This window comes from Pseudomonas sp. L13, assembly GCF_009935965.1.
Lineage (GTDB): Bacteria > Pseudomonadota > Gammaproteobacteria > Pseudomonadales > Pseudomonadaceae > Aquipseudomonas > Aquipseudomonas lactis.
The window spans coordinates 82,175-100,072 of the sequence record NZ_QODJ01000009.1; the positions used below are offsets into that span (position 1 = coordinate 82,175).

At 59.3% G+C, this 17,898-nt stretch carries 13 protein-coding genes; 10 read left to right on the forward strand and 3 right to left on the reverse strand.

Annotated features, from left to right (window positions below; translation table 11 throughout):
- Positions 1–47 precede the first annotated feature (47 nt).
- The 4 genes from DK871_RS07985 (at position 48) to guaA (ending at position 4,846) form a co-directional block, all read left to right on the forward strand.
- Entirely contained in the window at positions 48–815 is a 768-nt protein-coding gene (locus DK871_RS07985; RefSeq protein ID WP_161904603.1) for a sulfite exporter TauE/SafE family protein, read from the forward strand.
- Between the two features lie 137 nt (positions 816–952).
- Positions 953–1,501 (forward strand): hypothetical protein, encoded by a 549-nt coding sequence (locus tag DK871_RS07990; RefSeq protein ID WP_005791157.1) that lies wholly within the window; start codon positions 953–955, stop codon positions 1,499–1,501.
- 217 nt (positions 1,502–1,718) lie between these two features.
- Positions 1,719–3,188, forward strand: coding sequence for an IMP dehydrogenase (gene guaB / locus DK871_RS07995; RefSeq protein WP_003193998.1), 1,470 nt, complete (start codon positions 1,719–1,721; stop codon positions 3,186–3,188).
- 80 nt (positions 3,189–3,268) lie between these two features.
- Positions 3,269–4,846, forward strand: a complete 1,578-nt coding sequence (gene guaA, locus DK871_RS08000; RefSeq protein WP_003193997.1) for a glutamine-hydrolyzing GMP synthase — start codon at positions 3,269–3,271, stop codon at positions 4,844–4,846.
- A gap of 103 nt (positions 4,847–4,949) precedes the next feature.
- On the opposite strand, the gene DK871_RS08005 is transcribed toward guaA, so the two are convergent.
- Together DK871_RS08005 and DK871_RS08010 are read right to left on the reverse strand one after the other, a co-directional pair.
- Positions 4,950–7,022: a TerD family protein gene (locus DK871_RS08005; protein WP_161904604.1), complete on the reverse strand. Its 2,073-nt coding sequence runs from the start codon at positions 7,020–7,022 to the stop codon at positions 4,950–4,952.
- Positions 7,023–7,348: 326 nt separating this feature from the next.
- Positions 7,349–8,119 carry an APH(3')-II family aminoglycoside O-phosphotransferase gene (locus DK871_RS08010; protein WP_161904605.1) on the reverse strand — a complete coding sequence of 257 codons (771 nt, stop codon included), beginning with the start codon at positions 8,117–8,119 and terminating at the stop codon, positions 7,349–7,351.
- A 72-nt stretch (positions 8,120–8,191) separates the two neighbouring features.
- Between DK871_RS08010 and DK871_RS08015 the strand changes: the two genes are divergently transcribed.
- Both DK871_RS08015 and DK871_RS08020 read left to right on the forward strand, forming a co-directional pair.
- Positions 8,192–8,989, forward strand: coding sequence for a hypothetical protein (locus tag DK871_RS08015; protein ID WP_161904606.1), 798 nt, complete (start codon positions 8,192–8,194; stop codon positions 8,987–8,989).
- Complete coding sequence (locus tag DK871_RS08020) at positions 8,982–9,707, forward strand: Fic family protein (protein WP_161904607.1); 726 nt, start codon at positions 8,982–8,984, stop codon at positions 9,705–9,707. Before DK871_RS08015 ends, DK871_RS08020 begins: the two co-directional genes overlap by 8 nt.
- A 48-nt stretch (positions 9,708–9,755) precedes the next feature.
- Here DK871_RS08020 and treR read toward each other — a convergent pair whose 3' ends face one another.
- Positions 9,756–10,460: a trehalose operon repressor gene (gene treR / locus DK871_RS08025; RefSeq protein WP_161904608.1), complete on the reverse strand. Its 705-nt coding sequence runs from the start codon at positions 10,458–10,460 to the stop codon at positions 9,756–9,758.
- A 254-nt stretch (positions 10,461–10,714) separates the two neighbouring features.
- Between treR and treP the strand changes: the two genes are divergently transcribed.
- The 4 genes from treP to ptsP all read left to right on the forward strand — a co-directional run bounded on the left by treP (position 10,715) and on the right by ptsP (position 17,897).
- Positions 10,715–12,157, forward strand: coding sequence for a PTS system trehalose-specific EIIBC component (treP, locus tag DK871_RS08030; RefSeq protein WP_161904609.1), 1,443 nt, complete (start codon positions 10,715–10,717; stop codon positions 12,155–12,157).
- 122 nt (positions 12,158–12,279) lie between these two features.
- Positions 12,280–13,926: an alpha,alpha-phosphotrehalase gene (gene treC, locus DK871_RS08035; RefSeq protein WP_161904610.1), complete on the forward strand. Its 1,647-nt coding sequence runs from the start codon at positions 12,280–12,282 to the stop codon at positions 13,924–13,926.
- Between the two features lie 166 nt (positions 13,927–14,092).
- Positions 14,093–15,313 carry a carbohydrate porin gene (locus DK871_RS08040; RefSeq protein WP_161904611.1) on the forward strand — a complete coding sequence of 407 codons (1,221 nt, stop codon included), beginning with the start codon at positions 14,093–14,095 and terminating at the stop codon, positions 15,311–15,313.
- 49 nt (positions 15,314–15,362) lie between these two features.
- Positions 15,363–17,897, forward strand: a complete 2,535-nt coding sequence (gene ptsP / locus DK871_RS08045) for a phosphoenolpyruvate--protein phosphotransferase (protein ID WP_161904612.1) — start codon at positions 15,363–15,365, stop codon at positions 17,895–17,897.
- The last annotated feature ends 1 nt before the right edge of the window (position 17,898 follow it).

Below are 17,898 nucleotides of genomic sequence, written 5' to 3' on the forward strand. Positions count from 1 at the left end.
CTCGTCGATGGCTAAAGTGAACGGCATCTCACTAGAAGGAACAAGTCATGGGCCCGGTTGAGTTGATGAGCCAGTGGTCGTTCGGCGGTGTTGATTGGCTGGTGATCGGCCTGGGCGTGACGGTGGCTTACATCGTGTTCGGCATTGCCGGGTTCGGCACCGCGCTGGTGGCGGGGCCGATCCTGATTCTATTCATCCCGCTGTCGAAGATTATCCCGTTGCTGGTGCTTCTGGACTTTGTCGCGGCGTTTGGCGGCCTGCTGCACACGCGGCGCGATGTGAACAAGCCAGAACTGTTGCGGTTGCTGCCCTGCATGGCCATCGGCTGCACCCTGGGCGTGGTGTTTTTGCTCAACCTGCATTCGGACCTGTTGCTGCTGTTGATGGGGCTGTTTATCAGCGCCTACGCGATCTACAGCCTGGCGGTGAAAGCACGGCCGACTCAGCTGGCGGCGGGCTGGTCGATGCCCATGGGCACTGTGGGTGGCCTGTTTGGTGCGCTATTTGGCAGTGGCGGCTTTTTATATGCGATCTATCTGAACAGCCGTTTGCCCAAGGACGCAGCGCGGGCCACGCAAAGTGCGCTGATCAGTTGCAGCACGGTGGTGCGTTTGAGTCTGTTCCTGATTGCCGGGGTGTATGCCGATTGGCCGTTATTGATGTTGGCGGTTTGTCTGTTGCCGGCGATGGCCCTGGGGTTGTGGTGTGGGCGCAGGCTGACGATGCGGCTGTCCCGTGAGGCGTTCGTGCGGTTGGTGACCTGGCTGGTATTGGCCAGCGGTATTGCGTTGATCGGGCGGTATTTGAGTACTTGACCTGATTTTTTCAGGGATTAAGCTGCCGTCCTCCCGGGCGTCATCGCGGGCAAGCCCGGCTCCCACAGTTGATCGCATTCCAATGTGGGAGCCGGGCTTGCCCGCGATGGCGCCAGTAGCCACACCGCAGGACTCCCATGAACTCCCAAAGCATCCTTGTCCCGAAAATCTCCACCTTGCCGGTCCACGAACCCCGCGCCCGGGCAATCGTGCGCTGGCTGGTGCGCAAGAACATCATCAAGGAAGAGCTCACCACTTGCGGCCGCACCGGCAACCGCATGGGCTACGCCCTGGCCGATGGCGCCCGCGCCGTGGTGCTGCATCCCGAGGCGTTGCCGTTCAACGAGCCGGTCAATGGCTTGGAGATCATCTACAAGCGTTGCATCTATACCCCGGCCAAGGGCTTTCTCGAAGAAGCTGGCTGCCCGGAGTGCCTCAAGGAAGTCGGCGAGGCGCTGTTTGAAAGCCTGGAAGACTGGATGCCCGGCCACACCGATAACTTCACCTGCCCGCTGTGTGGGCATGAAGACGACATCAACGGCTTTCTATTCCTGCAGGAGTGCGGGTTTTCCAACCTGGGTTTTATCTTCAACAACTGGGCGGAGGCGGGCTTCAAGCAGAGCTTTATCGACGAGTTTGCCGATTGGCTCGATCAAAAAATGAGCTGGGTCAAAGTCGAACTGTAGGAGCGAGCTTGCTCGCGAAAATCGTCAACGATAACGCGGGTTGCCGGGTTTTACGCGGTGCCCTGGCGTTCTTCGCGAGCAAGCTCGCTCCTACGCAAAAGCGGCAGGTTTTCTCCATCTATCAGTATTACCAAGTTTGTCAGAGTTTTACATTGAGCCCGGCAGGGTGCATGTATATAATGGCGCGCTTCCATTTTCCCGCTCGGGAGCCCCCGCGATGCTGCGTATCAGCCAAGAAGCTCTGACATTCGACGACATTCTCCTAGTGCCCGGTTATTCCGAGGTGCTTCCTAACGAAGTCAGTCTCAAGACCCGCCTAACCCGTGGCATCGAGCTGAATATTCCCCTGGTTTCCGCTGCCATGGACACCGTCACCGAAGCCCGTCTGGCCATTGCCATGGCTCAGGAAGGCGGCATCGGCATCATCCACAAGAACATGACCATCGAGCAGCAAGCTGCCGAAGTGCGCAAGGTCAAGCGTTACGAAGCCGGTGTGGTGAAAGATCCGATCACCATCGAAGCCGACGCCACCGTGCGTGACCTGTTCGAACTCACGCGCATGCACAACATCTCCGGCGTCCCGGTGCTGCACGATGGCGACCTGGTCGGCATCGTCACTTCCCGTGACGTGCGTTTCGAGAACCGCCTTGAAGTCACCGTCCGTGAAGTGATGACGCCTAAAGAGCGCCTCGTCACTGTTAAGGAAGGCGCCGACAAGAACGATGTGCGCGAACTGCTGCACAAGCACCGCATCGAGCGCGTGCTGATCGTCGACGACAAATTCGCCCTCAAAGGCATGATGACCGTCAACGACATCGAAAAAGCCAAGGCTTACCCGCTGGCCAGCAAGGATGACCAAGGTCGTCTGCGCGTTGGTGCTGCGGTCGGTACCGGTAAAGACACCGGTGACCGCGTCTCGGCCCTGGTCGCTGCCGGTGTTGACGTGGTGGTGGTCGACACTGCCCACGGCCACTCCAAAGGCGTGATCGACCGCGTGCGTTGGGTCAAGCAGAACTTCCCTGACGTGCAGGTGATCGGCGGCAACATCGCCACCGGCGCTGCCGCCAAGGCCCTGGCCGAAGCGGGCGCCGACGCGGTCAAGGTCGGTATCGGCCCTGGTTCCATCTGCACCACGCGTATCGTCGCCGGTGTGGGGGTGCCGCAGATCAGCGCCATTGCCAACGTCGCCGCTGCCCTTGAAGGCACCGGCGTACCGTTGATCGCCGACGGCGGCATCCGTTTCTCCGGTGACCTGTCCAAGGCCATCGTTGCCGGTGCCTCCTGCGTGATGATGGGCTCGATGTTTGCCGGTACCGAAGAAGCGCCAGGCGAGATCGAACTGTTCCAGGGCCGTTCGTACAAGGCTTACCGTGGCATGGGTTCGCTGGGCGCCATGTCCCAGGCGCAAGGCTCTTCCGACCGCTACTTCCAGGACTCTTCGGCAGGCGCCGAGAAGCTCGTACCGGAAGGCATCGAAGGTCGTGTGCCGTACAAAGGCACCCTGAGCGCGATCATCCACCAACTGATGGGCGGCCTGCGTTCCTCGATGGGTTACACCGGCAGCGCCAACATCGAAGAAATGCGCACCAAGCCAGAGTTCGTGCGGATCACCGGCGCCGGCATGGCTGAATCCCATGTCCACGACGTGCAGATCACCAAGGAAGCGCCAAACTACCGCGTAGGTTGAGCCTTCCAGCAAAATGTTAAGTAACCGGGGCTGTTCTTCAGCCCCGAGTTGTTTCTGATTCATTAGACGAGACTGACTTCATGGCCCTCGACATTCACGCCCACCGCATCCTGATCCTCGACTTTGGTTCCCAGTACACCCAGCTGATCGCCCGCCGCGTGCGTGAAATCGGCGTGTACTGCGAACTGCACCCGTTCGACATGGACGATGAAGCGATCCGCGAATTCGCACCCAAAGGCGTCATTCTCGCCGGTGGCCCCGAGTCCGTTCACGAAGCCAACAGCCCGCGCTGCCCGCAAGCGGTATTCGACCTGGGCGTGCCGGTATTCGGCATCTGCTACGGCATGCAGACCATGGCCGAGCAACTGGGCGGCAAGGTTGAAGGTTCCGAGCTGCGTGAATTCGGTTATGCCCGTGTGGACGTGGTCGGCAAGAGCCGCCTGCTGGACGGCATCGAAGACCACATCGACGCCGACGGCTTGTTCGGCCTCGACGTGTGGATGAGCCACGGTGACAAGGTCACCAAAATGCCGGAAGACTTCCACATCCTGGCCAGCACCCCAAGCTGCCCGATCGCTGGCATGTTCAGCGACGAGCGTCGCTACTACGGCGTGCAGTTCCATCCGGAAGTGACCCACACCAAGCAAGGCGGGCGCATCCTGTCGCGCTTCATCCTCGACATCTGCGAGTGTGAAGCCCTGTGGACCCCGTCGAAAATCGCTGAAGACGCCATCGCCCAAGTGCGCGCCCAGGTCGGCACCGACAACGTGCTGCTCGGCCTGTCCGGCGGCGTTGACTCCTCGGTTGTGGCGGCCTTGCTGCACAAGGCCATCGGCGACCAGCTGACCTGCGTGTTTGTCGACAACGGCCTGCTGCGCCTGCACGAAGGCGAGCAAGTGATGGCCATGTTCGCCGAGAACATGGGCGTCAAGGTGATCCGCGCCAACGCTGAGGACCAGTTCCTCAACAACCTGGCCGGCGAGTCCGACCCGGAGAAGAAGCGCAAGATCATCGGCCGCACCTTCATCGACGTATTCGATGCCGAGTCCACCAAACTGGACAACATCAAGTACCTCGCCCAGGGCACCATCTACCCCGACGTGATCGAGTCGGCCGGCGCCAAGAGCGGCAAGGCCCACGTGATCAAGTCCCACCACAACGTGGGCGGCCTGCCTGAGGAAATGAACCTCAAGCTGGTAGAACCGCTGCGCGAACTGTTCAAGGACGAAGTCCGCCGTCTGGGCCTGGAACTGGGCCTGCCGTACGACATGGTCTACCGCCACCCATTCCCAGGCCCGGGCCTGGGCGTGCGTATCCTGGGTGAAGTGAAAAAGGAATACGCCGACCTGCTGCGTCGCGCCGACCACATCTTCATCGAAGAACTGCGCAAGGCCGACTGGTACCACAAGGTCAGCCAGGCATTCGTGGTGTTCCAGCCGGTGAAATCGGTTGGCGTTGTAGGCGATGGTCGTCGTTACGCATGGGTTGTTGCACTGCGCGCCGTAGAGACTATCGACTTCATGACAGCGCGTTGGGCACACCTGCCTTACGAACTGCTGGAGACGGTCAGCGGCCGGATTATCAATGAGATCGAAGGTATTTCGCGCGTTACTTATGACGTGTCGAGCAAGCCGCCGGCGACGATTGAGTGGGAGTGATTGGCGTCCGGCATTGACCGGCACGATCTAGTATGAAATATCCTGGAGCCCGCGTAATTGCGGGCTTTTGGCTTTTTTGCGTTGGCAAATTCTGGCATAGATATTAGAGAAACTGTGATCGAATCAAATCCGTATCGAACGGTGTTATCCCTTGATCAGGCGCAAACACCGCCTGTGCCAACTGCGGTGAGGCTACGCGTTCTCCCCGCGCTAGAGCATGTAAGTCGAATAGCGTCTCCAAATCCGGCCTTGGTGTATGTATTAAAGCCCGCAGCATCAAGGATACTCCGCTGAGGTTGTTCTCGACGTTGTTCCACCTCGGTGATGATGTGAGTCCCAGATCGGCCCAAATTATGCGCCGCTCTTGCAAGTCCATTACGAATGGCAGGCAGATCGTTGTGTTGGATGTGATATCGATACGGTCAAACACGGAGCTCGGCTCGAATACTTCACCTGACCCCGTGTCGGCACGAGCCATCCAGCCAGCGAAGCATTCTGGAAGATCGCAGTAAGGCTGCTCGGTGTATGAGTTGATAGAGGTAACAACGTAGCGAATACCCTTCTCGACGAGAACATCTAGGTCGAGGTCGATGAACTCCGAAGCCCCATCGGGCGCGTCGACGATGTCGCCGCTGTGGTAACCACCGAAACTCTTCAGGTTGTAATAGGCAACCGTTTCTATGAACACGAAGTTGGCGTCGAAAAATGCAGCGGACAAGTCGATATCCGTGCGCCCATGCCCGTTCTTCCACCACAGGAACAGGCGAATGAAGCGGGTGTCAGGTATAGGCAGCCGACTGCCTCGCACCAGTGTGCGCAGGGATTTCGATGAGGCGCGCTGCGCCAGCGGTACCCTGTAATCGCGTAGTACTGGATCGATAAAACAACGACCTAGCGGCGGCAGTGACGCAAAACGCGTTACGAGAGCGTCCTCACAGATTTTGGCAGCACGAGCCAACACATTGGAGGCTAGAGGTTCGCGTCGATCCTTGATGGCGTAGACTTTGGCGAGTGCGCCTTTGGGTATAAATGCTCGCAGGGGAAGTGGGCGAGGAGCGCGTACTTGAGCCAGCAACTGCAGCAGAACAGGTGAGGACACTTGTGCCGCAACCGACTCGAACGCGTCAAGGACCGATTCTGGCTCCGTTGCACGCCGAAGGGTCACGTCCAGCCGTCGTGCGAACTCGCCAGGACGATTTTGTAGAATGGGCGTAAGCATGGCGATGTCACGCTGGGCAAGTAATGGTTCGACTTGTGATCCAAATGAGCCTGACGTTTCGTTGCGACGTGCTGCGGTTATGGCCGCCAGCGCTTGTGGGTACTTATCGGCGTAGTCGCCCGGATGCATTACTTCAGCCAGGCGTTTCCACCTCTCAGCATTCCGCATCACGTCTTCTGTAGTGTTGGGTGTTTTGTCGAGCAGGCGCAATAGCAGGCGACGCATTGAGCGCTTCATCGGCTTGAAACGTGTCGAAGCTGTCGTCAGTGACACGTCTCCTCCACTTAGCGCAACAGCGAGCCGTAGCACGTCTGTCGCCGTTTCGACGTTTCGTTCCAGGAATGCATCCACCTGCGTATCGCCGGCTACGTGCAGGATAAGTGCACCGCCAACCAGTGCACATATCTCCCGAAACGGCACGGACTCAGGCAGCAGTCGGAACACATCGCTTTGATACTTTCGAATAAACCAGATGACGTCGGCAGTTTCCTGTTCGGAGAGCGAGGTGCGTGATGAAATCAGCGGTTCGAGGAGTGACTCGAACTCAGATACGCTTCCCGGTTCGATAACGCGGGATATGAAGTTGCCTTCAAGCATCGCAGGTCGAGCGTGTTCGGTGGGTGGTAAACGTAATAGCGTGAAGTAGTGACTGACTGCGTTAAGGTACAACTGCGCCTCTGAGGCCGTCAGGACCTGCTCTGGAAAGTCAGGGTAGAACGGCTTGTGATGTACATGAGCGCCAGTTTCCCGCCGAAGAACGCCGATAATTTCGCGCAGCCAGTACTTGAGTTCTGTTGCTGACAGCTTAGCGATTTGCTCAATCAGCGATTCTGACAGTACACATCGGAACGCCGCGACTTCCCGGACCGCCGACGCGACCTGAGCACGCGTGGCACCGCCAGTGCCGCTGGGGACGTGAACTTTGCTACGGCGACGCAGGAACAACCCCTGATTCATACTAGATTTTCTCCCTTGGCCGCCGTCGTGCTCGCGTTGCAGTTGAAGTAAAAACGCCTGCTAGAAGCAGGCGCAGTGTGGAGAGCGAAACCCCTAGGTCATAGGAGGTTAGAAGGAAGGTGTTCCATAGCCACGGCGGCATTCTACGAAAGGTTGAATCTGTTTGTCAGGTCGCTGCGTAACTCAACGGTAACAAGCTGCTTCGCCAGCAGAAGAGGGGCCGCTTCGCGCCCCAGCGGGAGCAAGCGCCCTCGCCATAGGGTTACTTTGTGTCCTTAGGTGGCGGCATTACAGGCTTGAACAGGGGGGCAGCGGTACGCTCAGCGTCAGAAAAACTCATCCAGCAGACAATAGAACTTCAAACACTGCTCATCGGGCTCAACGCCATAAACCTCGAAAAATGGCTTCACCCATTCCTGCCCCAGGTTGCTTTCAATACTTCGTGCTGCCAGGGCAAGGTCTTGAAACCGATCGCTGACCCCCAGGCGTCCACAGTCGATGAAGCCGCTGAAGCAACCCTCTGCTGCCATGAAGTTCGGCAGGCAAGCGTCGCCATGGGTCACTACCAAATCATGAGTCTTTGGCTGAGTCGCCACCAGCTCGGCAAACGCATTCTCAGCGCTTTGCCCCAGTCGCTCGTCGTCGAAGTCTGTCTCGTCCACGAGGCCGGCGATGACGTGTTGCTGCGCGCGTGCAATGCGCAGCTCAAGTGAATGATCGAAGGGGCAGAGGGCCACCGGTAACTGATGTAAAGCACGTAGCGCGGTCGCCAGGATGTGAATGATTTGTCCGGCAGGAAGCTCGTTGGTGCTGGCCAGGTCCCGCCCCGGTACGGCGGTCATTAGCAGCCAATGGCGGTGTGACTCCTTAACATCATCCAAGACCGCAGGCGCCGGCAGACCCATGTGCTGCAGCCACCTAAGCCGATCAATTTCGTCTGCCAACTCACCGTGTTCCTCGAGGGGCTCGGACTTCACGAACAGATCCGTGCCACCGTCCTGGCGCAGGCGAAAGACGTCAGCGCGCGATTCACCAATGGCCTGTTGTTCAATCAGCGCATGGGGGAATTGTTCACGCCATTTTTGGGGGATACTCACGGTGCTTTCTTTCCAATGGGAACCCGTACAAACTCTACTTCAAGCCGGGAAGGGTTGGAGAATTTCCTGAGCTTGACCATAATCGAAATGAAGCAAAGCTACCGTATTGTTTCTGATCGAATTAACACGCTGATGCCATTGCTCACTGTGAGCGGTCGTGATCATGGAGGTCTGTTCATGAAGCTGGAAGAGCGTATGCAGAGTGCCATTGATGGCATGCTGGGAAACGTGATCCTGCGTATGGATATCGCAACGCTTGGCGGGCATTCACAGGTTTCTGTCGCGTTGGATGAGCTAATGCGCAAAGGCGTGATCGTCCGCATGGGCATTGGCATCTACGCCAAAGCTTATCGTCACCCCGATACAGGCGTTGTGACTCCTGTCGCTGACCTTGAAACGCTCGCCGTTGAGGTATTGCAACGGCTGGGCGTGAGTGCTTCGGTGCAGGTCGCCAAATCCGGCGCCGGGCGTTTGGTCGCGTCAAAAGATGCACGGATTTGCATAAAGGGTAGCCGCCGAATTCGACGCAAGTTATCGCTGGGTGGACGGTCAGTGGTTTATGTCAATGAACTCGCCTCTTCCCGTAAACCGAAAAGCTCGGTCCGGCGTCATCCGAAAACGGGGGCCTTGATCATTCCTAAATCTGGACTACGGCGTTACGTGATGGATCTGGCGGACGCATGCCAGGTCGCTTACATCCGGACGTACGCAGATGAGTGGGCAGAAAATGTTTCTCGGTTGGCGGGAGACGATGTTCAGACTGACGTCATAGAGAACTTGGTCATCGCGCTCAAGAAAGAGAAAAAAGTCACCGGTCTGGAAGCGGTTCACCTGCTTACCAACTACTTGAGGGAAAAGCAGCGTGTTTGATCCATTCAAGGACTTTGACGCGAAGGGCTATCTCAGAAACGTTGTGGGTGAAAAAGACCTCAATATCGTCAAGCAACTAGAACATGATCTGTTTACGGCGAACCTTGCTGACGCGATGGCCTATTTAGCGAAGAAAAGCACGATCACGTATCGCGATTTTTTAAAGGTCCACGCACTTCTGTTTGGTGATCTTTATCCGTGGGCAGGCAGTGACCGGATGACGACTTCTCCTGACTTGGCGATCTCCAAAGCGGGCACCTGTTTTTGTCTTCCGTACGAGACCAAGAGAGCCGTTGAAGAAGGGCTTCGTTTGGGGCAGAACAAGGCTGTGCTTAAAAAATCACCCGGCCTGGTGATGGGTTTTTTCGCTTACGGGCATCCATTCCTCGATGGCAATGGAAGAACGATGCTGGTGGTTCATTCAGTCCTCTGTCATCGCGCAGGATTCTCGATCAATTGGGGCCGCACGGATAAGTCGGCCTATCTGTCTGCCTTGAGTCAAGAAATCGAGACGCCTGATAAGGGCATTCTGGATGCGTACTTAAAAGACTTTATTGAGCCGCCCGTTGAGCCTGACGCATGGGAGGCCGCTATTCATTCCGTCCGGGGCCTGAATGGCTTGGTGACTACGGATACGATCGAGGGGCGTTCGGACGATCCTGCGATCTCCCGCAAATATCAAGAGTTTGATCAGCGGCGGGGTTACACCATCGATTAAGGGGGGACGGATCCGACGCCCCATGCCCCCCAATCCTTTGGGTAGGTTTCACCGCCGCGCCACATCCGAAAAGTAAAACTTATCCAACGTATGCCGCGACTCGGTGTACTCGAACTGCCTTCCATCCTGCAAAAACGTCTGGTTGCTCACCACAATCACATGGCTTTGCCCCTCCAGATCCAGATGCGCCTGGTCGTCCTTGCTGCGCGGCAAGGCTTCGATGGTGCGTTGCGCGTAGCTGATCTGCAGCTGCAGCGTTTGCTCGATAAACGCGTAGATCGACTGCTCGGCGATGTCGCGGTCCAGGCCGGGAATCAGGTCGCTGATGAAGTGGTTGATGTCCAGGATCACTCGTTTGCCGCCGATGCGGCGCACCCGTTTGATGCGCGTGATCAGTGTGCCGGGTTCGGCCTCGATGTGCTGCAGCAGTGAGCCTTCCAACGGGATCTGGCTGAACTCGACCACGTCGGTACGTACGTCATCACCCAGGTCGGCGTGGGTCTCGTGGAAGCTGACGATGCCGCCCAGTTGGAACTCGATCGGGTTGGGCGACAACACAAAGGTGCCCTTGCCGTGGATTTTTTGTGCAAAGCCACGTTCCTGCAACTGCTCGATGGCGCGCCGCACGGTGCCACGGCTGGCCTGGTAGGCGTCCATCAGTTCGGTTTCGGAGGGAAGGCGCGTACCGCGTTGCAAGCGTTCGGTGGTGATGCTGGCAAGCAGATCCGTATAGATCTGGTTGTATTTGCTCATGGGATGGCTCTTGCCCGGCGTTATGAAGGTGGACGGCGCGTTCAAGGCAGGAACCATAGTGGCAGAGGTGGGGTTTGTCCATTGGACAGCGGTGCGGCTCAGGGAAAAATCTGACAGAAAGCTCGCAGGCATAAACAAAAGTGTAACTCGTACAGACGAGTTGTTGATTTAACTCGTACAGACGAGTACTTTTCCCTCCTCGGCGTGCTGCCAACGACTGCCACCCATAAAAACAATCACAGTGGAAAACGAGCATGAGCCACGACTATTCAACGATTGCCCGCGAGATTCTCGACAACCTCGGGGGCCGCGAAAACCTTGAGCAGGCCGCCCATTGCGTGACCCGCCTGCGCCTGGCGCTCAAGGACCCCAGCCTGGTCAACAGCAGTGCGCTGAACCAGGTCGACCTGGTCAAGGGGTCGTTCTTTACCGGTGGCCTGTTCCAGGTGGTGATCGGCCCCGGCGAAGTGGAAAAGGTCTACGCCGCCCTGCGCGAACTGACCGGCCTGGCCGCCTCGACCATTGCCGACGTCAAGAAAGCCGGCGGCGACAAGACCAACCCCCTGCAGCGTCTGGTGCGGGTGTTCTCCGATGTGTTCATGCCGATCCTGCCCGCGCTGATCATCGCCGGCCTGTTGATGGGCGTGAACAACCTGATGGGCGCCAAGGGCATGTTCATCGAAGGCCAGACGCTGCTGGAGGCCTATCCGAACCTGGACGGCTTGTGGAGCCTGATCAACCTGATGGCCAACACCTCCTTCGTGTTCCTGCCGGCGCTGGTGGGCTGGTCGGCGGCCAAGCGGTTCGGCGGCAGTGAAATCCTCGGCATCGTGCTCGGCCTGATGCTGGTGCACCCCGACCTGCTCAACGCCTGGAACTACGGCAAGGCGGTCGCAGGCCTCGACGGCCAGAGCCTGCCGTACTTCGATATCTTCGGCTGGTTCCAGATCGAGAAGGTGGGCTACCAGGGGCAGATCCTGCCGATCCTGATGGCTGCCTTTGTCATGAGCGTGATCGAAAAGTGGCTGCGGGCGCGGGTGCCGAATGCCATTCAACTGCTGGTGGTGCCGATCACCACTATCGTCGTCACCGGCGTGCTGGCCCTGGCGATCATCGGCCCGGTGACCCGTCACCTTGGCATCCTGATCACCGAAGGTTTGGTGACGCTGTTCGAGATCGCCCCGATGGTCGGCGGCGCGATTTTTGGCCTGCTTTATGCGCCGTTGGTGATCACCGGCATGCACCACATGTTCCTCGCCGTCGACCTGCAGCTTATCTCGACTCAGGGCGGCACCTTTATCTGGCCGATGATCGTCATGTCCAACCTGGCCCAGGGCAGCGCAGCGCTCGGGGTGTTCTACATGACCCGCAACGCGCGGGACAAAAGCATGGCCTCGACCTCGGCGATTTCCGCTTACTTCGGCATCACTGAGCCGGCGATGTTCGGGGTGAACCTGCGCTTCAAGTTTCCGTTCTATGCCGCGCTGCTGGGCTCGGCGCTGGGCAGCATTTTCCTGTCGTTGAACAAGGTGCAGGCCTCGGCCATCGGCGTCGGCGGGCTACCCGGGTTTATCTCGATCGTGCCGAGCGCGATTCCGATGTTCGTGATTGGCATGGTCGTGGCGATGGTCGTGCCGTTTGCGCTGACGTGCATGTTGAGCATGAAGATCGTTCGGCCTGGTTACCGGGTCGCCTGAAGATCGCTATCGCAGGCAAGCCAGCTCCCACAGTGATTTGTGAACACATTCAAGTGTGGGAGCTGGCTCGCCTGCGATGAGGCCAGAAGGGCCAGCACCCAACTCTACTGAAGGAACCCACCATGCAAACCTGGCAACACTCGGTGATCTACCAGATCTACCCCAAAAGCTTCCACAGCCACGCGGGTAACGCCACCGGTGACCTGTTGGGCATCGTGGACAAACTCGACTACCTCAAGTGGCTGGGCGTGGATTGCCTGTGGGTCACCCCGTTCCTGCGCTCGCCCCAGCGCGACAACGGCTACGACATCAGCGACTACTACGCCATCGACCCTAGCTACGGCACCATGGCCGATTGCGAGCTGCTGATCAGCGAAGCGGCCAAGCGTGGCATCAAGCTGATGCTCGACATCGTGGTCAACCACACCTCCATCGAGCACGAGTGGTTCCAGCAGGCGCGCAGCAGCCTCGACAACCCCTACCGCGACTTCTACATCTGGCGCGACCAGCCGAACAACTGGGAATCCAAGTTCGGCGGCTCGGCCTGGGAATACGAAGCGCAGACTGGCCAGTACTACCTGCATCTGTTCGACCATACCCAGGCCGACCTCAATTGGGATAACCCCCAGGTGCGCGCCGAAGTGTTCAAGATGATGCGCTTCTGGCGCGACAAAGGCGTGGGTGGGTTCCGCCTGGATGTGATCAACCTGATCTCCAAGCCCGCCGACTTCCCCGAGGACAACAGCGATGGCCGCCGCTTCTACACCGACGGCCCGAACGTGCACCAATACTTGCAGCAAATGCACCGTGAAGTCTTTGAAGGCCATGACCTGATCAACGTGGGCGAGATGTCCTCCACCCGCCTGGAACACTGCATTCGCTATTCGAATCCAGCGTCGAAAGAGCTGTCGATGACCTTCAACTTTCACCACCTGAAAGTCGACTACCCGAACCTGCAAAAGTGGGTGAAGGCCGATTTCGATTTCCTGCAACTCAAGCAGATTTTCTCCGACTGGCAGATGGGCATGCAGGCTGGCGGCGGCTGGAACGCGCTGTTCTGGTGTAACCACGACCAGCCACGGGTGGTCTCGCGTTTTGGTGACGACGGCGAATATCGCGTGGTCTCGGCCAAAATGCTCGCCACGGCGCTGCACTTTTTGCAGGGCACGCCGTATGTGTATCAGGGCGAAGAGCTTGGCATGACCAACCCAGGCTTCGACAGCATCTCGCAGTACCGTGATGTGGAAACCCTGAACATCTTCCGGCTCAAGCGCGATGCGGGCGAGTCCGACGCCTCGAGCATGGCGGCGATCATGCAGAAGTCCCGCGACAACGGGCGTACGCCCATGCAGTGGAGCACCGAAGCGAACGCGGGGTTCAGCCGCGGTGAACCCTGGATTGGCATCCCCGCCAATGCCGCGCAGATCAACGTCGCAAGCCAGATGGATGACCCCGATTCGGTGCTGCATCACTACCGCAGGCTGATCGACCTGCGCCGTCGCGAACCGCTGATACAGGAAGGCGTTTACCGCCCGTTGCTGCAAGACCATCTCCAGGTCTGGGCGTACCTGCGTGAAGGCCACGGCGAGCGCCTGTTGGTACTCAACAACTTCTATGGATCGCCGTGCGAGATCCAACTGCCCGAAGGCGTGATCAATGCAGCGAGCGAGCAGCGCCTGCTGATCAGCAACTACCCCGACTGCCCGCTGCGTACCAGCACTGTGCTGTTACGTCCTTATGAATCCTTCGTGCTGCACCTGACAGGTTGAAACACCCCCTGTAGGAGCGAGCTCGCTCGCGAAGATCGTCAACGAAAACGCGCCCCTCCAGGTGTTGCGTGGAGGCTGCAAATTCTTCGCGAGCAAGCTCGCTCCTACAGGTGATCGCGTCACGCAAGACCGTAAGAAAAAACAATAAAAATAAAAGGAGCGCTTCATGAAAACAACAATAAAGCTGGGCCTTATAGCGACGTGCCTCACTCTGCCTTTCGGCGCCCAGGCCCTGGAGTTTGCCGGGTATTTGCGCAGCGGCGTGGGCACGTCAACCGGAAGTGGCAAGCAGCAATGTTTCCAACTGCCGGGTGCGCAAACCAAATACCGCCTGGGTAACGAATGCGAGCAGTACGCCGAGCTGGAACTGCGTCAGGATTTGCTGACCCTCGACGACGGTTCGGTGTTCAGCGTCGATGCCATGGCTTCCCTCTACAACCAGTACGACCGCGCCCTGAAGTTCCAGGGTGAAAACAACGGCTCGGCGCGCATGCCGCAGATGTATGCGCAATGGTCCAACCTGCCCAGCCTCAATGGTGGTTCGCTGTGGGCCGGGCGGCGTTACTACAAGCGTAACGATATCCATATCTCCGACTTCTACTACTGGAACCAGAGCGCCACCGGTGGCGGGATCGAGGACCTGCTGATCGGCGGTTTGAAATACAGCTACGCGCTGTCGCGCAAGGACAACTTGTACCAGAAGGAATACGCCACCCGTCACGACTTCAACGTCGCAGGTTTCAAGACCAACCCCGGTGGCGAACTGGAACTGGGCTTGAGCTACATCGCCAAGGCCGGTGGGCGTGACGCCAACAGCGGCTGGGCGCTGACGGCGCAGCATGTGCAAGCAGCCTTCCTGGGTGGCAAGAACAAGTTTGCCCTGCAGTACGGCGAAGGCCCCGGCACCGGCCTGGGCTACACCGGCAATACCGCGCTGGACAAGAGCAGCAAAAGTTACCGCGCGGTGGAGTTCTTTGATTGGCAACTGACTCCGCGTTTTGGCGGGCAAGTTGAAGCGGTGTACCAGAAAGATGTTCGCCCAGGGCGTCAGGATCAGAACTGGATGTCCCTGGGTGTGCGCCCGGCGTATGCGCTCAGCGAGCAATTCAAATTGGTCGCTGAGCTGGGGCACGATCAGGTCGATGCCGTCGGCGGTACGCGCAAATTGAGCAAATTCACCTTCGCCCCGACCTGGTCGCCCAAAGGCCCTGAGTTCTGGGCGCGGCCGGAAGTACGGTTGTATTACACCTATGCGTCCTGGAACAAAGCGGCCAAGCGTGCGGCCAATGAGCTGGCGGCGGGCTCGGCGTTGTCCGACACCGGCGCCTATGGCACGGCGCGGCATGGCTCGAACATAGGCATGCAGGTCGAATATTGGTGGAAGTAATCCGGTAGCCCCCAATGATTTTTAAAGAACAACACAGACAGGTGAAGTCATGACCACATCTCAACCCCTGGAACTGCTGGCACCCTTGTCCGGGGTTTTGCTGGCGCTGGACCAGGTGCCCGACCCGGTATTTTCCGGCCGCGTGATTGGCGATGGCCTGTGCATCGACCCCACCTCGCAAACCCTCTGCGCGCCGTTGGCTGGGGTGATCAGCAACATTCAGGACAGCGGCCATGCGGTCAGCGTCACCGCCGATAACGGTGTGCAAGTGCTACTGCATATTGGCCTGGACACCGTGAACCTGGCGGGCCAGGGCTTCACCCGACTGGTCGAGGAGGGCCAGCGGGTGGAGGCCGGGCAGCCGCTGATTGAGTTCGATGCCGACTATGTCGCGCTCAATGCACGCAGCCTGCTGACCTTGATGCTCATTGTGAGCGGCGAGTCGTTTGTGCCGTTGGTGGCCGATCGGGCGCTGGTCGAGTCCGGCCAGCCACTGTTGCAGGTCTCACCCGGGCCAATGAAAGCTGAGGTGGACGAGGAGGAGGGCAATGCGCTGTTCTCCAAGCCAGTGACCCTGCCCAATGCCAGCGGCTTGCACGCCCGCCCTGCGGCGGTGTTTGCCCAGGCGGCGAAGGGGTTCAGTTCCAGCATTTTCCTGCACAAGCAAACCTTGAGCGCGAATGCCAAGTCGCTTGTGGCGATCATGGCGCTGCAGACCTCCCAGGGCGACAGCGTGCAAGTGAGCGCGGCGGGGGAGGATGCCGAGGCGGCGATTCAGGCGCTGGTGGCATTGTTGCTCGAGGGCTGTGGCGAGACGCTGCCAGTGGCGGTCGAGACGATCAACAAACCCGCTGCGCCTGCTTCTTCGGCGTCCGTGTTGCGAGGCATCTGTGCCTCGCCTGGCTCGGCGTTCGGCCAGGTTGTCCAAGTGGCTGAACCGGCGCTTGAGATTCCCGAAGCCGGTGCCGGAGAAACCTTCGAACGTACCGCATTGGCCCGTGGCCTGCGGGCGGCAAACGAGGCGTTGCAAGCGTTGCAGGCCAAGGCAGCCGGCAGCGCCCAGGCCGAGATCTTCCGCGCCCATCAGGAGTTGCTCGAAGACCCGACCCTGCTTGAACAAGCCCATAGCCTGCTGGCCGAAGGCAAGAGCGCTGCCTTTGCCTGGAACAGCGCCACGGTGGCGACCGCCAGACTTTTCGAAGGCTTGGGTAAAACGCTGCTGGCTGAGCGTGCGGCGGACTTGGCCGACGTCGGCCAGCGCGTGCTCAAGTTGATCCTGGGCGTGCCAGAGCGGTCCATGGAGCTGCCAGAGTGCGCCATTCTGGTCGCTGAACAACTGACACCCTCACAAACCGCTGGCCTGGATACCAGCAAAGTGCTGGGCTTTGTCACGGTCGCCGGTGGCGCTACCAGCCACGTGGCCATCCTCGCCCGGGCCCTCGGCCTGCCATCCCTTTGCGGTGTACCCAGTCAAGTACTGGCCTTGGCCAACGGTAAACGGATACTGCTCAATGCCGACAAAGGCGAGCTGCAGCTGGAGCCGAACCTGGCCGAAATCGAACAACTGCAGGCCGTGCGCCAACAGCAAAAGCTGCGGCTCCAGCGTGAAGTGGCGCAGGCCTCACGGGCGGCGGTCACCCGCGACGGTCACCATGTCGAGGTCACGGCCAACGTCGCCTCGTTGCAGGAAGTGGAGCAGTCACTGACCCTGGGCGGAGAAGGTGTGGGCCTGCTGCGTTCAGAGTTCCTCTACCTGGAACGCAACCGTGCACCGAGCGCAGAAGAGCAGGCCCACACCTACAGCGCCATCGCCCGCGCCCTCGGCACCGAACGAAATCTGGTGGTGCGTACCCTGGATGTGGGCGGCGATAAGCCTTTGGCCTATGTGCCGATGGACAGCGAGACCAACCCATTCCTTGGCCTGCGCGGGATCCGCCTATGCCTGGAGCGCCCCGAACTGTTGCGTGAACAGTTGCGTGCGATTCTTGCCAGCGCCGGCTTGGCGCGGCTGCATATCATGTTGCCGATGGTCAGCCTGCTGTCGGAGCTGCACCTGGCGCGCAAAATGCTCGAAGAGGAAGCACAGGCGCTTGGCCTGAGTGAACTACCCAAGCTGGGCATCATGATCGAAGTGCCGAGCGCGGCGCTGATGGCGGATGTATTCGCGCCCCATGTGGATTTCTTCTCCATCGGCACCAACGACCTCACCCAATACACCCTGGCCATGGACCGCGACCACCCACGCCTGGCCAGCCAGGCCGACAGTTTTCACCCGGCGGTGCTGCGCCTGATCGACATCACCGTCAAGGCGGCCCATGCCCACGGCAAGTGGGTGGGCGTGTGTGGTGCGCTGGCGTCCGAAACCATGGCGGTGCCGGTGTTGATCGGCCTGGGCGTGGATGAGTTGTCGGTCAGCGTGCCGCTGATCCCCACCATCAAGGCCGCCGTGCGCGAGCTGGACCTGCACGACTGCCAGATCATCGCCCGCCAGGTGCTGGGCCTGGAAGAAGCCGACCAAGTACGCGAGGCCCTGCGCCTGTACCACGCGGCCACCGTTGAAACCTCACCTGTCGTGGAGCACTGAG